The sequence below is a fragment of the Terasakiella brassicae genome, from assembly GCF_014641495.1.
Lineage (GTDB): Bacteria > Pseudomonadota > Alphaproteobacteria > Rhodospirillales > Terasakiellaceae > Terasakiella > Terasakiella brassicae.
The window spans coordinates 41,809-57,636 of the sequence record NZ_BMHV01000010.1 but is presented as its reverse complement, the minus strand read 5'-3'; the positions used below and the strand labels follow the sequence as shown (position 1 = coordinate 57,636).

Genomic DNA, 15,828 nt, shown 5'->3' with positions numbered 1-15,828 from the left:
TTTTTTCTTTCTTTTTCGTCACTTTATTCACTTTTGTGCAATAAAGACATTTGCGGTTTTGACGAAACGAGGCATAATCCCTATAAATTGAGAAACGACTTTCAGCAATAAGGGGCATAGCGATAAAAATGCAAGACTCATTAAGCTCATATACGTTGGATGCGCCAGACCGTCAGGTGTCGCACTATCAGCATGAACTTTTCCAACAATGCCGTAATACGTTTGAGGCATTTCAAGGCTTGGGTGATGTTGCGGAAGACATGCGTATCTTGTCGTTGAACGCAGAATTGGCCGCCGGTCGTGCCGGTACTTATGGTGTGTCTATTCGTGCCTTGACCCAATATACCCGTGAGTTGGTGAACCGTCTTGAGCAAATCAATCTGGAAATGAAAAAGATTGAAGCATTTGAAGAAGATGAAGCGGATGCAACGGACAATCAGACGGTTGAATACAGTGCGGATCAGTCGGATGCGTCTTATGAAGAATATGAAGATGGCGCTGAATATGCGACAGAAGAATATGCATACGATGAGGAACAAAACGCTGCTGAAATGGACGGCATCGCTTATGCCCTGCAAAAATTCAATGATGACAATGGGGGCGTAAAGTATCTGAACGATCAGGCCAAACGCATTGCCGAGGTTGTTTCCCAGTCGAACTCTATCGCGACCAACATGGCGATTGAGGCGGCAACGGCAGGCCAGTACGAAGATACCTTTACAAACGTTGCCAACGATATGCGTGGCTTTGTGGATACCTTGAAAAATATGGTAACACGGGCGCAAGATTCGATTGAAAAAGCGTTCCGTGCTGAAAAAAGCCTGAAAGAAATCGAAGCCGGCGGGCGTTAAGGCACGTTCCCTTTCGATTTGAAATGAATTCTTGTGGGTCGTCTCTCGTATCAAAGCCGTTTTTTCTGGCTTTTTTGCGGGGGCGACCCACATAAATTACACCCCCTGTTTCTTTTAATTCAGACTTGAAGACCAACAATGACCCAGACCTTGACACCCCGCCCGACCGTTCTTTGTATTTTGGATGGCTGGGGCGAGCGTAGCGAACAGAATGACAATGCGATTGCGCTGGCAAACACACCAACGTGGGACCGCCTTTATCGGGAATGCCCGACAACACGTTTGAATGCTTCGGCGGAAAATGTCGGTCTGCCCCGTGGTCAAATGGGAAATTCAGAAGTCGGTCATATGAATTTGGGCGCCGGTCGCATTGTGATGCAAAACCTACCCCGCATTGACAAGGCGGTTGCCGAAAATGCATTGGGTGAAACCGATGCCATGAAAGACCTCGCCCTTGCTTTGAAAAAAAGCGGCGGGGTTTGTCATATGATGGGATTGCTCTCACCGGGTGGGGTGCATTCTTCACAAGATCATATGGTGGCGCTTGCCAAGACGTTGGATGCACAGGGTATTGCCGTGCGTATTCATGCCTTTTTGGATGGGCGCGATACCCCACCCAGCAGTGCGCGTGACTATGTGGCGACATTTGAAAATGATATTGCCGATTGTGTGGATGTAAAAATCGTTACGCTGAGTGGGCGTTTTTATGCGATGGATCGTGACGAACGTTGGGACCGTGTGTCCAAAGCATATGCTGCAATGGTTTGTGCAACCGGTGAAACAGCCGATAGTGCCGATCAGGCGATTGCACAATCTTATGCCAAAGACGAAACAGACGAATTTGTACTGCCAACCATTATCGGGGATTATGCCGGAATGGAAGATGGTGATGCCTTGTTGATGGCGAATTTCCGTGCTGATCGTGCCCGTGAAATCCTGTCAGCCCTTGCAGACCCGGCTTTTAACGGTTTTGTGCGTGAGAAGGTTGTTTCCTGGGTGGAAAAAACAGGCATGGTGGAATATTCCACTCATCATAACGGGTTTATGACAGCCTTGTTCCCGGCGGAAAAATTACAAAACATTCTGGGTCAAGTGGTTGCGGAGGCCGGTTTGAAGCAGCTGCGTATTGCCGAAACGGAAAAATATGCGCATGTGACGTTCTTCCTCAATGGCGGCGAAGAACAGGTCTTTGAAGGCGAAGATCGTATTTTGGTCCCATCGCCCAAAGTTGCGACCTATGATTTGCAGCCGGAAATGTCGGCCCCTGAATTAACCGATAAATTGGTTGGTGCCATTGAAAGCGAAAAATACGATTTGATCGTTGTGAACTATGCCAATGGCGACATGGTGGGACATACGGGTGTTTTAGATGCGGCGATCAAGGCGGCAGAAACAGTTGATAACTGCCTTGCCCGTTTGGAAACGGCTATCAAAAAAACGGGTGGGGTCATGTTTGTCACGGCCGATCATGGCAATGCGGAAATGATGAAAGACGAAAAAAGCGGGCAACCGCATACGGCACATACCTTAAATCCGGTGCCGGTGATATTAGTCAATGCGCCGGGTGACGTGAAAGAACTGTCCGAAGGGGCGCTGTCTGATGTGGCACCGACTTTATTGCAGTTGATGGGATTGCCGCAACCGGCACAAATGACGGGGACTTCTTTGATCAAAGGTGCAGGACTTCGTGCAGCGGAATAAATATCGCACAATTTTAACAGGGTGTTCGGCGTTGTTCTTATGCACAATGGCGATCACAGCCGATGCGGCCAGTCAACAGGATGAATTGCGCCGTATTGAAAGCGATATTAAAACCAGCGAACAACATAAAACGGATTTCCGTCTGAAATCCGAACAACTTAAAAAAGAAGCCTCCGCCCTGCGGGCCGAACTGATTGCCTTGTCACAATCTGTTCAACAACGCGAAGCCAATGTGACGCGTTTGGAAAAGGCATTGGCGGAAATTACGTTTGAAGAAAAGCAGGCGCGAAAAGTTCTGGAAGAACGCCACGGTCAATCTGTGGAAACCTTAATGGCATTACAACGTATGGCGCTGAACCCGCCCGAAGCCATTATTGCCTTGCCGCAACCGCCTGCTGATATGGTGCGCAGTGCGATTTTATTACGCTCTATTGTGCCCCATATTCAGGCGCAGGCAGAGGCTTTGCGCCAAGAAGTTGAAGGATACGCGCAAAAGCGTGAAAAGCTGGAAGATCAAAAAAAGCGACTGGGTTATGCCAATCGTGATCTTGAGGATGAACGCCGCCGCCTGAATGTTTTGATCGAAGAGAAAAAAGCCCTGAGTGTGAAATATCTTGCCGATAGCAAGGCAGCAGGGCAGCGGATTGAGAAACTCAGCCAAAAGGCAAATTCATTGCGTAATTTGTTGGCTGAGATTGAGCGCGAAAAAAAACGTCAGGCCAAAATTCAGGCTGCGACACCACCGCGTAAACCCGATACACCGCAAACTGAGGAAGACGATAACGATCTTGAAATCGTTTTGGGCAAACCACCCAGCGGGAAACCGATCACAAAATCCAAAGGGAATTTGACACGTCCGGCGAGCGGCGCAATTGTCATGCAGTTTGGGGAACGTGAAAAATTGGGGGGGAAACACAAGGGACTTAGCTTCCAAACCCGGCGTGGGGCGCAAATTGTTGCCACTTATGACGGTCAAATTGCATTTGCAGGCCCTTTTCGGGGGTATAAGCAGCTGTTAATCATTGATCATGGCGCTGGATATCATACACTACTGACTGGGATGGATCGTATTGATGTATCTGTGGGGCAATGGCTCTTGGCGGGGGAACCTGTTGGAACCATGTCTGTGGATAAATCCAATAGTGACCCTCTTTATTTTGAACTGCGCAAAAACGGCGCACCGATCAATCCGTTGCCATGGATCCGGCAACGCAATGCAAAGGCGCAAGGATGACCATTCGACTTTCCACAACGATCGCTTTCCTCGGCACATTTTTGTTGGCGACCCAACTTGGGGCCCAAGAGGTCAAGAAAGACGATCCGAGCAAGACTTATCAGCTTCTCGACTTGTTCGGTGATGTTTTTGAAAAAGTCCGCACCGATTATGTGGAAGAGAAAACCGATCAAGAAATCATAGAAGCCGCGATTCAGGGGATGCTGAGCTCACTTGATCCGCATTCCAGCTTTTTGAATGCCGATCATTTCAAAGATATGCAAGTGCAAACCAAAGGGCAGTTCGGCGGTTTGGGCATTCAGGTTTCTATGGACCCGAGCGGATTGATCAAAGTAATTTCCCCCATTGATGAAACACCGGCCTTTAAAGCAGGTATCAAGGCCGGTGACTTGATCAGTCATTTGGATGGTCAACCGGTTAATGGATTAACGCTTAATCAGGCCGTTGATAAAATGCGCGGCCCGGTTGGCGCCGATATGACAATGACGATTCGCAGAAACGGGGAAAAACCGTTTGATGTGACCGTGACGCGGGCTGTGATCAAGGTGCCTTCCGTGCGTCACCATCTGGAAGGCGATGTCGGTTATATCCGCATCACAAGCTTTACCGAGCAGACCGAGATGGGCCTGAAAAAAGCGGTTGATGCCTTTAATGAAGAAAAAGGCGACCGCCTGAAAGGGCTTGTTCTGGATTTGCGAAACAATCCGGGTGGTTTGCTGGATCAGGCAATCTCTGTTTCAGATGCGTTTTTGAACCAAGGCGAGATTGTTTCAACGCGTTCGCGGCGTGTCGAAGATATTCAACGTTTTAACGCCCGTCCCGGCGATATTGCCGATGGTTTGCCGATTGTGGTGTTGATTAACGGTGGGTCTGCGTCTGCGTCTGAAATTGTTGCCGGGGCGTTACAGGATCATGCCCGTGCCTTGATCTTGGGGACACGTTCTTTTGGGAAAGGGTCCGTTCAAACTATCATTCCGATGGGAACAAATGGGGCGATGCGTTTGACAACCGCGCGTTATTACACACCATCCGGGCGTTCTATTCAGGCGGTTGGGATCGAACCCGATATCAAGGTTGAAATCGCCCGTATTGAAAAAATTGGAACGGGTGTGGGAACACGCGAGGCGGATTTGCGTGGTTCTCTTGAAAATACCGATGAGAATGCAGAAGAACGGCAAAAGAAAGTTGAAGCCGAACGTAACGGCAAGGATAAAGAAGAAGAAAAACCGGAAGACTATCAGTTAAGCCGTGCGCTGGATCTGATCGCCGGGATTGCCCTTTATTCTGAAATGCCGCGTACAACGGAAGAATAACGGAAAGTAACTGACATGGCCGACGACACCCTCGACGACTTTGATCTGGATGATGACGATGATATGCCAAGTGGGGAAAGCGGCGTTCCCGCCCCCACCGATTATGACGATGACGACTTCGATTTAGAAGACGATTTCGATTATGATGAAGGGGGCGGATCATCTAAATTCAAAGAGCTGCTGAAAGATAAAAAGAAGCTGGCGATCATTGGTGTTGCGGCGGTCTTGGGACTGTCGGCTATCGGCGGCGGGGCATGGTATTTTATGTCCGACGGTGATGATGCTGAAATGGCAGAGGCCGGGGCGGCAAAATCCGGCGGTGTGGGGACGGCGGTTGGTCTGGCCCTGCAACAACAGGCCACATCCGGCCTGACGCCACAAACAAAATTGACGGCAGGGGGTGTGACGGGTGGTGCAAAACTGACCGCAGGTGGTGCCACAACAGGTAAATTGACAGCTGGGGCCGCTTTGTCTGAAGCCCCATCAAGTCCAGCCCCTTCTATGGGGGGGAATATGGGGGGATATAATCCTGAAAACCCGGATGCCCCATTGTCAACAGCGGCTGTGGGTGAGGTCGGCGTGATGATCCCGGCTGTTTTGCCAACGGCCGTGGCAGGATTGGGAACACCAAAAGCCGCGCAAGGTGCCGCCCAAGCCGTAGATGGGAAGTTGTTGGAACAAACACAGGAAGGTTTGCTGCCGATTATTTCAGAAGACGGTCGTGAATCGTGGAAAACATATGCCCGTCCCTTTGGCGGGGATCCCAGCAAACCTATGATCGGCCTTGTCATCACCGGGTTGGGCATGAGTGAAAGTTTGACGCAAGCCGTCATCGATCATGCCCCGGCAGAGGCAACACTTGCCTTTAGCCCCTATGGACGCGGCGTGAAGCAATGGGTGGAAAAAGCCCGTGCGATGGGCCATGAAGTTTTGTTGGATTTACCGATGGAAGCGGAAAGCTTTCCGGTTGATGATCCCGGCCCCTTGGCCATGATGACGACGAAAAAACCGGCGGAAAACCTGAAACTGTTAAGTTTGATTATGGGGCAGGCGCAAGGCTATACCGGATTTGTCGGTGAATACGGAACACGTTTTTTGCGGGATGCCAAAGCGATGGCGCCGGTGTTGGGGGAATTGAAAGCCCGTGGTTTGTTCTTTATGGATCCGCATACGGCGCAAGGTAGTGTTTCCTTGGAAATGGCAGACCAGATGCAATTGCCCCGCGCCATTGCCAACAGCCAAGTCGATACCAATGTGGCACCGACACGGATCCGGGCACAGCTGGAAACTTTGGCAGCGGTTGCCAAAAATCAGGGGATGACGGTTGCCATGATGCGTGCAACGCCCAATAGTCTGGAAATCCTGAAGACATGGGCCGGGAGTTTGCAAGCTCAGGGCGTGCAATTAACACCCATGAGTTTTCTGGCGGGAAGGCAAAAATCCTGACATGGCAAATAAAAAGAAAAAAAAGGATTTACCCTATCGCCCCTGTGTCGGGATTTGTCTGATTAATTCGGATGGTAAGGTTTTTGTTGCAGAACGGCTGGATACGCCGGATGCCTGGCAAATGCCACAAGGGGGCATTGATAAAGGGGAAGATCCCGAAGCAGCGGCCTTGCGCGAACTTGAAGAAGAGATCGGCACCAATAAGGCCCGCTTTTTAGGGCGGACCGAAGGGTGGTTGACCTATGATTTACCGGACGAGTTGATCGGCAAAGTCTGGAAAGGCAAATATCGCGGGCAAAAGCAAATTTGGTATGCATTTGCCTTTGAAGGAAGCGATAGCGATATTGATATCGAAACAGAACACCCGGAATTTGCCCGTTGGCAGTGGGTGGAATTGGACCAGATTGTCGACTTAATTGTTCCGTTCAAACGCGATATTTATGCTGAAATCGTAAGACAGTTTAAAAATTTAGTTTAACTGCTCTGGATTATGGGGGCTTTCGGCTTCGTCTGCCGGTATGCCGAGGGGGTCAACTTCAACGCGATCTGCGATTAATTCGCAGGCGTCCGCATTGGTCAACATCTGTTCTTTCAGTTCCGGGTTTTGATCGGCAATTGCACGAAAGAAGTTGGATGCCGCGCGTAAAAGTTTTGCAGCAAGTTCAGCGTTGTTGGCCATAATATTTCCTTTATTCTACATCAGTATCCCTAGCCTAACGACCCGAAAGGAGCTTTGCAAAGATTATGTCGGATCTTTTGTTCAGTGTTGCGGTCTTTTTGGCTGCACATATCATTCCATCCTATGCCCCCTTACGTCATAGCGTGGTGGCGAAAATGGGGGAGCGGTCCTTCATGTCCGTTTATGGCGTGATTAGTCTGGCCTTGTTTGTCTGGCTCATTTACAGCTATCAGCAAGCACCCTATGTCGAATTATGGATGATGAGCCAATGGATGCGTCATACCGTTTTGTTCGTTATGTTTTGGGTATGCTTGCTTTTGGTCTGTACATTTTCGCAGCCGAACCCCTTTTCGTTGGGGATTGGTGGCAAAAACTTTGACCCGGACCACCCCGGCATTGTCGCATTGACGAAACACCCGGCTTTCTGGGCTTTTGCACTTTGGTCGTTTGTGCATATTTTACCCAATGGGGATGTGGCTTCTGTTCTGTTTTTTGGTTTGATGGGCGGGCTTAGTCTTTATGGTCCGATCTCGCTGAATAAGAAAAGACAAGATAAAATGGGGATTGAGAACTGGCAGGATTTACAAAACCGTGTCAAAAAAGGCTGGCCGCATATTGGATGGTGGCGCTGGCTTCTTGCCCTTGTTCTTTATGGTGGATTAGTGATGGCGCATGGGCCTGTAATTGGCGTTATTCCTTATTCTTCATAATCAAGAATAAAGACGGTTCCCTCATAATCATCTGAAATCAACATACGACCATCGGCCCATTGTTCAAGGTCTACAGGGCGCGCAATCGGGTGATCGTCCTGGTCAAGAAAACCGTCGATAAAGATTTCCTCCCCTGCAATATTGCCGCGTACATCAAAGGGGTGAAAGGAAATGCGGTAGCCAACGGGCGCGCTGCGATTCCATGAGCCATGCTGGGCCACAAAAAGGCCGCGTGTAAAACGTTCGGGAAAACGGGTTCCTGTGTAAAATTCCAGACCCAACGGGGCAACGTGTGCCTGAAAAGCATGAACCGGGGGGCGGTTGGCCGGGGGTGTTTCATCAATAAAGTCGCTGACGCGGGATTGTCCACCCCCGAAATAGGGATAACCGAAATGCAAACCTGCAACAGGTGCGCGGTTCAATTCATCGGCGGGAATATCATCCCCCATATTGTCGGCGCCATTATCGGTAAAAAATAAATCACGCGTAACGGGATCAAAGGCCAAGCCGACACTGTTGCGAATGCCCCGGGCAAAAACAACCGGAACCCATGTGTCGGGATCAAAACGAAGAATAGTGCCCTCCATTCTCCGGGTGCGGCAGATATTGCAAGGTGTGCCAATGCTGACATAAAGACCGCCGTCCGGTCCAAAGACCCCGTAACGCCAACCATGCCAGCGCTTGTTTGGGAATTGATCAAAAAGAATTTCGGGGTTCGGCAGATTTTCCGGCAGTCGGGTGCCGATTTCATAGCGGATCAGTCGATGTTGTTCGATAACATAGAGAAAACCGTCTTTCCATGCCAATCCATTCGGGACAGTCAGGTTACTGCTGAGGAGGCGGACCTCTTCGGCTTTGCCATCCCGATTTTCATCCAGAATCGCATAAATAGACGACTCACGTGTCCCGACAAAAACGACCCCTAGTTGCGGAACGCCGACAAGCGTGCGCGCACCGGGGATATAGGCAAAGGTGTTCAGGCGAAAACCATCGGGCAAAATGGGATTTGCAAATGCCGAAAAAGACGCAAAAAGCGTAACAAGGAACAAGCAGATTTTCATATAAGAAGTATAGCAGGTTCATTCTCGTTGCGCATACAATAAAAATCCCCGCACAAACTGTTGCTGTACGGGGATTTTTTTAAAGCAAAGGGTGTTTGATCAACCTTTATCGGTTCCGATCGGTTTGCTGTATTGCAGTTGGGTATCCCAAGGGAAGAACACCCATGTTTCCTGCGCAACTTCTTTGACAAAACTGTCAACCAAAGGACGGCCTTCCGGTTTGGCATAAAGCGTCACGAAAAAGGCTTTCGGCATCATCTCGCGCACGGCTTTGGCGGTTGTCCCGGTATCGACCAGATCGTCAATCATCAGCCAATCTTCGCCGTCACCTGCCATGCTGGCTTCTTTCATTACATTGACGGAACCACTCAGTTCTGCGGCATCGTCGCGATAAGCCTCAACGCAAACGGTTTCGATCAGTTTAATTCCCAGTTCACGGGCCATAATGGCCGCCGGTATCAGGCCGCCGCGTGTAATCGCGATAATGCCTTTGAATGTGCCCTTTGTGTGGATTTGGCGGGCAAGGGCGCGCGTATCTTTATGGACTTCAGCCCAAGATACGACTTCTGAAACGATATCGTCTTCCAAAGAGGTCATGACTTACCTTCAATTTTCTACGTAAAATGCCCCTTCTAATAACTTGAACGATCGGTCAAGTCAAAGAAGATAAAAAAGCCGACCCGCTTTTTTTATTCGGATCGGCTTTTTTGCGTGTGGTCAATTGTCTTAGCGCAAGTAGAGATGCACTTCGTTAGACTGTGCCGTGCGGCTGGTGCTGGCACTCAAGGCAACGCGGCTGGGCGGAAGGCCCATTTCAGTCAGGCTTTGCAGAACTTGTTCGGCCTGACGGCGCGCTTGTGTGGAACCCAGTGCCTGCTGCCCGACCGCAGCTTGTTGCGGTGTAATGGCAACCAGATCAAAGGTCGCATCGGGGCGACGATCCAGCACCTGACTAACGGTTGTGTACAAAGCTTGCTGATAGTTGACTTTATTACGGTCAAAGCGAATAACAACGAGCGGGCGACGGTTTGTCGGCAGCGCACTGCGTTGGAAGCTCGGACGGGTAATGCTGGATGTAATGCCTGTTGCGGACCCGCTCATGCGGTTGGACAGGGATGCACCGTAAATTTCACCGGCTTTCACGCCCGCAGCCAGTGCATTCAGGTTGGCGCGTTCAGCGGCAACATAATTGGTTTGGCGGCGCACATCTTCGGTGACTTCTTTGAGGAGGCGTTCGATCAAGACAACGGTTTGATTAACCTCATCCTGCAAAATCGCCAATTGACGGTGATCTTCATCAACGGCACCGGACAGACCGAATGCGGATTGAACCGATTCCAGCATATAAGCCGACATGGCGGAATCTTCGGCAACCTTTTGTGCCAGAGAGCTCATTTGCGCAATATCGCTGCTGATACGATCCAGATCGCTTAGTGAACTGTTGAATTGTTGAACCAGGATTGGGTTGCCGGGGGTGGTGCCGACCTGCAAACGTGCGTTAATGGCGGCAACGGTGCCATGATAACGTTGCGAATCCTGAACCGTTTTTCCACGTAATGCCTGCAATTCGCCGTTGTGGACGCGGATCTGGTCAATCAACTGTGCCAGTTCACTGCGCATGCTCACGACTTTTTTGCCAACAAAAGTGCCGGTTGCTTCACCCTGCGTCACAGGGGCCGGATCGAAATTCGTTGTACCAAGGACGGGCTGGCCCGTGCTGGCGATTGATTGACTAGCTGCTTCTTCTTGCGCAACTTGTTCAGACGTAGCAGTGTTTTCTGCCGGATCTTCCCCTGTCAGGGAAGGCCATAATGCCTCTTCTGTAAAAGAGCACGCAGACAACGCGAGCGTTGTTACAACAATCCCTGCCTTTGACCACTTAAGAACCATAGTGTACGGCTACCTTTGTTTTAAGTCTCAAATTCGGCAGAGGATACTACCGAACTCTATGATTTGTTGATTTCCCCTGAGGTAAGCCCTTGGTTCCCCCCAGTTAAATGCGGGCAAATCTTACCCTAAATAAACCGTAGGCGACAAGGGCGTATTTGTGTTTTTTTGCAATATCCTAAGGATATTTTATCTGGAACGTAATTTTTTTGAAAAAAAGTGCATTTTTCCTCTTGACCGATGTGCTTCATATCGCTACTTTCCGCGCCACCCCACAAGGGGTTGCCCAACGGTTCTTTCCGGGACGGTAAATAAAATAAGCGCCCATAGCTCAACTGGATAGAGTACCTGACTACGAATCAGGCGGTTGGAGGTTCGACTCCTTCTGGGCGCGCCATTTTCAAAGCCTCAAGGTTAACGCCTTGGGGCTTTGTTCTTTTCAACAGTATATTTTTTAGGCGTGTGATTTTATTCTTCGCGCAATGTCTCCTCTTCAGCCGCTGTTTCGGCACTGTCATCAAAATCTTCCAGCGTGAAGTTTTCGGTTTCTGTACTATTTTGTGTTTCGGGTAGGGGGCCAAGGTCGATGGCAACTTCCTGTGCGCGTGTCAGGTTTTTCTGGGTGACTTGTGCCAGTTTGGTTGCTTTGCGGGCTTCGTAAACGTCCAGCGCCGCCTGAAAGGCTTTGACAGCGGCATCGGCGGTTTCCGGTTTTCGCGTTTTTTGACAAAGCATGAACAGAGCAGACCCCAAATTATTTTGCGTTGCGGCCCACAACATGGGGGTATGGGTTTTGCTGCGCACAGCAAGGGCTTCGCGGCAGGCTTCGGCAGAACGGGCAATCATATCCAGATCACCGCGTTGGCTGCCCAGCAATTGAAGGGCACGGGCCAAATGATGTTTGGCTTCCCCCCAGCGTTGCGGGGTGGCAGACGCCGTAAAGACCTGCAAGGCATTTTGATAAGCCGAAATTGATTCTTCCAGCGCGTTATCGTCATCACTGATTTGATCTTTTTTATAAAGCAATTGCCCGGTCATGGCCTGTAGATCAGCCCATTCGGTTGGAAAGGTGCTTTTTTCAAAGACCCGACTGGCTTCGCGTAAAGATTCGATAGCGGCCTCAAGCAGGTTTTTCTCCCCGCCCATTTCGAACCAGCTGTTTTGCGTATAGGCAAGGTGGCGATGGACAATCCCTTCCCACAGGTCGCCGGACCCACGCCGGATGGAGCGCAAAACCTTGAGATAGGTTTCTTCAGCTTCTTTCAGATAGATCGTTTTTTTGGTGAAATACCCGCAAGAGGCCATCAGGTTGGCCAGTCCGGTTTCAAAGCGGGCTTGTTGCGGTGTTTTTAATTCGCGCATGCGTTTTTGCAAGGCGGGGCGGGCATCGCTTAATGCGCTTTCCAGCAAACTTTCCATACAGTCAAGTTGCGTTTTATTGGACGGGATCAAGGCGGCCAGAACGACACCGTAAAGGTAGGGGGCAAGGATATCGTCCAATTCGCTGGGCATATCAATGCCATCGCAGGGCAATATGCTGCCGGCGCGCTCGTGGCGCAAAGGGTGTAATTGAGCCAGTCGCAAGTGAACGGTTTGCGCATTGTTTCGCGCCTGTCCCCATACCAGCAAATCGCCATCCAGTTCATTGAGCCAGCGTTGTGCGGTTGATTTCATCTGTCCCCAAACCATCGGACTGTCGTTGAAATCATTCAGCGCAAAAGGCGATTCGGTGCGGCGGATATTAATATGTGCACCGCCCAAACGTTGGGCCAATGTCTTCAGGCTTTCGTAAAACGCGCTCGTGATTTGATTATCCGGGTCATCGTGCAAATCGGCCAGTAAAATTTCGAATGTGGCCTGACGTCCTTTGTCTGCACTGAACAAGCGGGAAAAAAATCCCTTTTTCTTTGGGAGGCTTGCCGCCGGTTTTGTCGGGTCGGGTGACGGTTGTGCGGCTTTGGAAGAAATCCCCGCTTTGGCCAGCATTTCATCGGCGGCGCGTAGACGTTCCACCAGTTTTGACATGACTTTGGAGGAAAGGTCAGGGTCGGTTTGAATGCCTTTCAGCAGGTTTTCGGGTTGTATCTCTTTGAGTGTAGTCGAACCAACTGCACGTGCCGTGGCACTGCGGGGGCTGGCATCAATAATACCCATTTCACCAAACAGCTCACCGGCTTTCAAGTTGGCGAGACGCACAGCACCGTGTTTGCTGTTTTTGGTCAGTTCAACAGCCCCCTTAATGATGACATAGGCAGCCCCGCTGGCCTCGCCTTCATTAAAAATGATCTCGCCGTTCTTAAACTTTTTGATGGTCCCGCCGTCGGACATCTTTGTCTTACCTCTTTCAAGTCTTTCTGTATTATACAGAAATTCTCTTAAGGGAAAATTATCATGCAAGAAAATGAAATTGTAAATGCAATCTCCTGTTTGACAGGGGGATATATCTTGTAAAACAGGGGGGGTGGATGACTGCAAGTTAGGTTTTTGCAACGTGCAAGACCTATGGTCATGTTGGAGTAGTATCTCTATTGCGCATCTGCCGCAGACGTTTTTCAGCCAGTGCGCGGTAAATTTTTCTGAAACAACCTTCCCAATCACCAGGATGATCTTGCCTGAAAAGGCGCATGTCGGGATACCACGGGCTGTCGTTTCGATGCCACATCCAGCGCCAATCGGGTGTAAAGGGCAATAAAACCCAGACTTCTTTGCCCATTGCCCCGGCTAAATGAGCGACAGAGGTATCAACGGTGACAACAAGGTCCAACTGGTCGATTAGGGCGGCACTGTCTGCAAAATCTTTTAAATCCTTGCCTGCATCAAGAACCACACAATTGGCCCCGGTGGTCATTAAATCTTTGCAGGCCGGTCCTTTTTGCAGGCTGATCAATGTGGTGTCGGCATCATTGGCCAGTGGCAGAAAAAGGTCCAGCGCAACAGATCGTCTGCGATCATTTTGATGGGTCGGGCTGCCTGCCCATGCAATACCGATGTTCATGCCGCCTTTGGGCGCGGGGCGAAGATGAAGGGGATGTTTGTCCGGTTTGTGTAAATAAGGCGGTGTGCCGGGGATGCAATTTTCACGAATATGCAGGATATGTCCCAAACTCATTAACGGAACCCAGAAATCAAAGACAGGAGGAACCTGTCCACTGGGGATCAATTGATCGACTGCGTCCATTTGTTCAAACAGGCGCATGAGTTCAGGCGGGGTTTCTAAAATAACAGTGCCGCCGAATTTCTCTTTAATGAGGGGGAGCAGGCGGACAAACTGGATGGCGTCACCAAAACCTTGTTCACGGTGAATAAACAAGGTGCAATCGGTTAAGGCTTCCCCGGTCCAACGCGGTTGTATGAAGGTGCGCGGCGGGCTTCGGTCCAGTGACCAACGGGCATCATATTCGGCAAATCCGGTTTCAAAATCACCAGACATAAGATAGGTCAGGGCACGGTCCCAACGGCAATTTTTATAATCTGGGTCTATGTTCAGAATTTTATTGAAAAGGGCAATGGCATCTTTGCATTTACCCGCATCGCGTAAAACAAGGGCAGCATTATAGAGGTAAAGAAGCTCGTCCGGCATCAGTTCGATGGCTTTGGTATGGGCCGCAAGGGCTTCTTCTAAACGGTCCAGATCATTCAGGACATTGCCCATATTAGAATAGGTCGCCCCATGATCAGGACGAATGGCAAGCGATCGTTTGTAACAGGTCAGGGCAGCATTAAACCGCCCCAATTTACGTAAGGCCACAGCCATATTGTTGTAGGCATCGGCAAAAGTCCCGTCCAATTGGGTGCATTGTGCGTAATATTTAAGGGCTTCGTCCAGTTTATTGGATTGATGCAGGCGCACGGCCTTTTGGAAAAGCAGTTGTGCTTTTTCTTCTGGTGGCAATTTGTTGAATTCGATAGCGGGAGGCGTCGTCATAAAAAAAGCCAGCGTCCTGTTTGTGGGCGGGACGCTAGCTTATACAAAAATTCTCGGGTTCAAAAGACTGAATGTGAAATCAGGACGTTAGGCAAGTTTCAAGCGAGCTCGCAAGGTTATCTATAAGTTTGAAATACATATCCGGTCCTTCTTCGAGGGAAGCGCCAAGTGGGTCGAGCACGCCGCTTTTGGCGGTGCTGCCTTCAATGACGGTTTTGACCAGTTTAGGCTGGAATTGAGGTTCCCTGAAGACACAGACCGCTTTGCTTTTTTGGATGGTCTGGCGGACTTCCTCCAGATGTTTGGCGCCGGGCATTTTTTCTGGAGACAGCGTAACGGATGCGACGATATTGATGTGAAAACGATGTTCAAAATGGGCATAGGCATCATGGAAGACGACAAAGGGGATATCGTGGATATTTTCCAATCGCTGTCCGATATCATGGGCCATCTGATCCAGACGGACGTGCATTTTTTCGGCGTTGGCTTGGTATTGGGCTTTGTGTTGCGGGTCGTGCTCGATCAGGGTTTGTGCAATTGTACCAACCATTGCTTTGGCGTTTTGGGGGTCCAGCCAAAGATGCATATCCATGTCACCGTGGTGGTGTCCATCTTCGTCGTGGTCGTGATGTTCGTTTTCTTCATGGTTTTTAATCATATGAAGACCGGCGGCATCTTCCATTGCGACGACTTTGGCGTTTTGTCCCAAAGATTTTAACGGACTTTCCATGAATGTTTCCAACTCGTCCCCGATCCAGAAAATAACATCGGCCTTTTGCAGGTTTTGGGCATCCGATGGACGTAAATGATAATCATGGGGCGAACCGGCGCCTTTCACAATCAGGGTTGGTTCACCAACACCGGACATCACACCAAAAACGAGGGAATGTAATGGTTTGATGGTGACAGCAACGTCCAAAGCAAAAGCGGGCAGGGAAAAAGTGGCAAAGGCAAGGGCGGTGGCAAGAAAAAAGGGGCGTTTCATGGGAGGGTCCTAAATGAAATGTTATACTATAACAAT

At 49.9% G+C, this 15,828-nt stretch carries 14 protein-coding genes and 1 tRNA gene; 8 read left to right on the top strand and 7 right to left on the bottom strand.

Annotated elements, in window-relative coordinates:
• Positions 1-128: 128 nt before the first annotated feature.
• The 6 genes from IEW74_RS08415 (at position 129) to IEW74_RS08390 (ending at position 7,023) form a co-directional block, all read left to right on the top strand.
• A complete protein-coding gene (locus IEW74_RS08415; protein ID WP_188663774.1) occupies positions 129-851 on the top strand; it encodes a methyl-accepting chemotaxis protein in 723 nt (240 codons plus the stop codon).
• A gap of 138 nt (positions 852-989) precedes the next feature.
• Complete coding sequence (gene gpmI, locus IEW74_RS08410; protein WP_188663772.1) at positions 990-2,552, top strand: 2,3-bisphosphoglycerate-independent phosphoglycerate mutase; 1,563 nt, start codon at positions 990-992, stop codon at positions 2,550-2,552.
• Entirely contained in the window at positions 2,539-3,786 is a 1,248-nt protein-coding gene (locus tag IEW74_RS08405) for a murein hydrolase activator EnvC family protein (RefSeq protein ID WP_188663769.1), read from the top strand. The genes gpmI and IEW74_RS08405 overlap by 14 nt, the downstream gene beginning before the upstream one ends.
• Positions 3,783-5,099: a S41 family peptidase gene (locus tag IEW74_RS08400; protein ID WP_188663767.1), complete on the top strand. Its 1,317-nt coding sequence runs from the start codon at positions 3,783-3,785 to the stop codon at positions 5,097-5,099. The genes IEW74_RS08405 and IEW74_RS08400 overlap by 4 nt, the downstream gene beginning before the upstream one ends.
• Positions 5,100-5,114: 15 nt before the next feature.
• Positions 5,115-6,545, top strand: coding sequence for a divergent polysaccharide deacetylase family protein (locus IEW74_RS08395; RefSeq protein ID WP_188663765.1), 1,431 nt, complete (start codon positions 5,115-5,117; stop codon positions 6,543-6,545).
• Position 6,546: 1 nt separating this feature from the next.
• Positions 6,547-7,023, top strand: a complete 477-nt coding sequence (locus IEW74_RS08390) for an RNA pyrophosphohydrolase (RefSeq protein ID WP_188663763.1) — start codon at positions 6,547-6,549, stop codon at positions 7,021-7,023.
• On the opposite strand, the gene IEW74_RS08385 is transcribed toward IEW74_RS08390, so the two are convergent.
• Positions 7,015-7,224 carry a hypothetical protein gene (locus IEW74_RS08385; protein ID WP_188663761.1) on the bottom strand — a complete coding sequence of 70 codons (210 nt, stop codon included), beginning with the start codon at positions 7,222-7,224 and terminating at the stop codon, positions 7,015-7,017. The genes IEW74_RS08390 and IEW74_RS08385 overlap by 9 nt on opposite strands.
• A gap of 65 nt (positions 7,225-7,289) precedes the next feature.
• Here IEW74_RS08385 and IEW74_RS08380 point away from each other — a divergent pair, with 65 nt between their 5' ends.
• Positions 7,290-7,934, top strand: coding sequence for an NnrU family protein (locus IEW74_RS08380; RefSeq protein WP_188663759.1), 645 nt, complete (start codon positions 7,290-7,292; stop codon positions 7,932-7,934).
• Here IEW74_RS08380 and IEW74_RS08375 read toward each other — a convergent pair.
• The 3 genes from IEW74_RS08375 to IEW74_RS08365 all read right to left on the bottom strand — a co-directional run bounded on the left by IEW74_RS08375 (position 7,922) and on the right by IEW74_RS08365 (position 10,885).
• Positions 7,922-8,983: a PQQ-dependent sugar dehydrogenase gene (locus IEW74_RS08375; RefSeq protein ID WP_188663757.1), complete on the bottom strand. Its 1,062-nt coding sequence runs from the start codon at positions 8,981-8,983 to the stop codon at positions 7,922-7,924. The two genes, IEW74_RS08380 and IEW74_RS08375, sit on opposite strands and share 13 nt — an antisense overlap.
• 111 nt (positions 8,984-9,094) lie before the next feature.
• Complete coding sequence (gene gpt / locus IEW74_RS08370; protein ID WP_188663755.1) at positions 9,095-9,592, bottom strand: xanthine phosphoribosyltransferase; 498 nt, start codon at positions 9,590-9,592, stop codon at positions 9,095-9,097.
• A gap of 129 nt (positions 9,593-9,721) precedes the next feature.
• Positions 9,722-10,885, bottom strand: a complete 1,164-nt coding sequence (locus tag IEW74_RS08365) for a hypothetical protein (RefSeq protein WP_188663753.1) — start codon at positions 10,883-10,885, stop codon at positions 9,722-9,724.
• 317 nt (positions 10,886-11,202) lie between these two features.
• Between IEW74_RS08365 and IEW74_RS08360 the strand changes: the two genes are divergently transcribed.
• Positions 11,203-11,279, top strand: a tRNA-Arg gene (locus IEW74_RS08360).
• A gap of 71 nt (positions 11,280-11,350) precedes the next feature.
• Here the strand turns inward: IEW74_RS08360 and IEW74_RS08355 are convergent.
• The 3 genes from IEW74_RS08355 to IEW74_RS08345 all read right to left on the bottom strand — a co-directional run bounded on the left by IEW74_RS08355 (position 11,351) and on the right by IEW74_RS08345 (position 15,792).
• Positions 11,351-13,210, bottom strand: a complete 1,860-nt coding sequence (locus IEW74_RS08355; protein ID WP_188663750.1) for a Crp/Fnr family transcriptional regulator — start codon at positions 13,208-13,210, stop codon at positions 11,351-11,353.
• Between the two features lie 178 nt (positions 13,211-13,388).
• Entirely contained in the window at positions 13,389-14,807 is a 1,419-nt protein-coding gene (locus IEW74_RS08350) for a tetratricopeptide repeat-containing glycosyltransferase family protein (protein WP_188663747.1), read from the bottom strand.
• A 79-nt stretch (positions 14,808-14,886) separates the two neighbouring features.
• Entirely contained in the window at positions 14,887-15,792 is a 906-nt protein-coding gene (locus IEW74_RS08345; RefSeq protein WP_188663745.1) for a zinc ABC transporter substrate-binding protein, read from the bottom strand.
• Positions 15,793-15,828: the final 36 nt, after the last annotated feature.

What these genes read in the sequence shown, in the direction of transcription:
- IEW74_RS08415 (WP_188663774.1), top strand. Translation starts at nt 129, where the DNA reads ATGCAAGACTCATTAAGCTCATATACGTTGGATGCGCCAGACCGTCAG.
- gpmI (WP_188663772.1), top strand. Translation starts at nt 990, where the DNA reads ATGACCCAGACCTTGACACCCCGCCCGACCGTTCTTTGTATTTTGGAT.
- IEW74_RS08400 (WP_188663767.1), top strand. Translation starts at nt 3,783, where the DNA reads ATGACCATTCGACTTTCCACAACGATCGCTTTCCTCGGCACATTTTTG.
- IEW74_RS08395 (WP_188663765.1), top strand. Translation starts at nt 5,115, where the DNA reads ATGGCCGACGACACCCTCGACGACTTTGATCTGGATGATGACGATGAT.
- IEW74_RS08390 (WP_188663763.1), top strand. Translation starts at nt 6,547, where the DNA reads ATGGCAAATAAAAAGAAAAAAAAGGATTTACCCTATCGCCCCTGTGTC.
- IEW74_RS08385 (WP_188663761.1), bottom strand. Translation starts at nt 7,224, where the DNA reads ATGGCCAACAACGCTGAACTTGCTGCAAAACTTTTACGCGCGGCATCC.
- IEW74_RS08380 (WP_188663759.1), top strand. Translation starts at nt 7,290, where the DNA reads ATGTCGGATCTTTTGTTCAGTGTTGCGGTCTTTTTGGCTGCACATATC.
- gpt (WP_188663755.1), bottom strand. Translation starts at nt 9,592, where the DNA reads ATGACCTCTTTGGAAGACGATATCGTTTCAGAAGTCGTATCTTGGGCT.
- IEW74_RS08365 (WP_188663753.1), bottom strand. Translation starts at nt 10,885, where the DNA reads ATGGTTCTTAAGTGGTCAAAGGCAGGGATTGTTGTAACAACGCTCGCG.
- IEW74_RS08355 (WP_188663750.1), bottom strand. Translation starts at nt 13,210, where the DNA reads ATGTCCGACGGCGGGACCATCAAAAAGTTTAAGAACGGCGAGATCATT.
- IEW74_RS08350 (WP_188663747.1), bottom strand. Translation starts at nt 14,807, where the DNA reads ATGACGACGCCTCCCGCTATCGAATTCAACAAATTGCCACCAGAAGAA.
- IEW74_RS08345 (WP_188663745.1), bottom strand. Translation starts at nt 15,792, where the DNA reads ATGAAACGCCCCTTTTTTCTTGCCACCGCCCTTGCCTTTGCCACTTTT.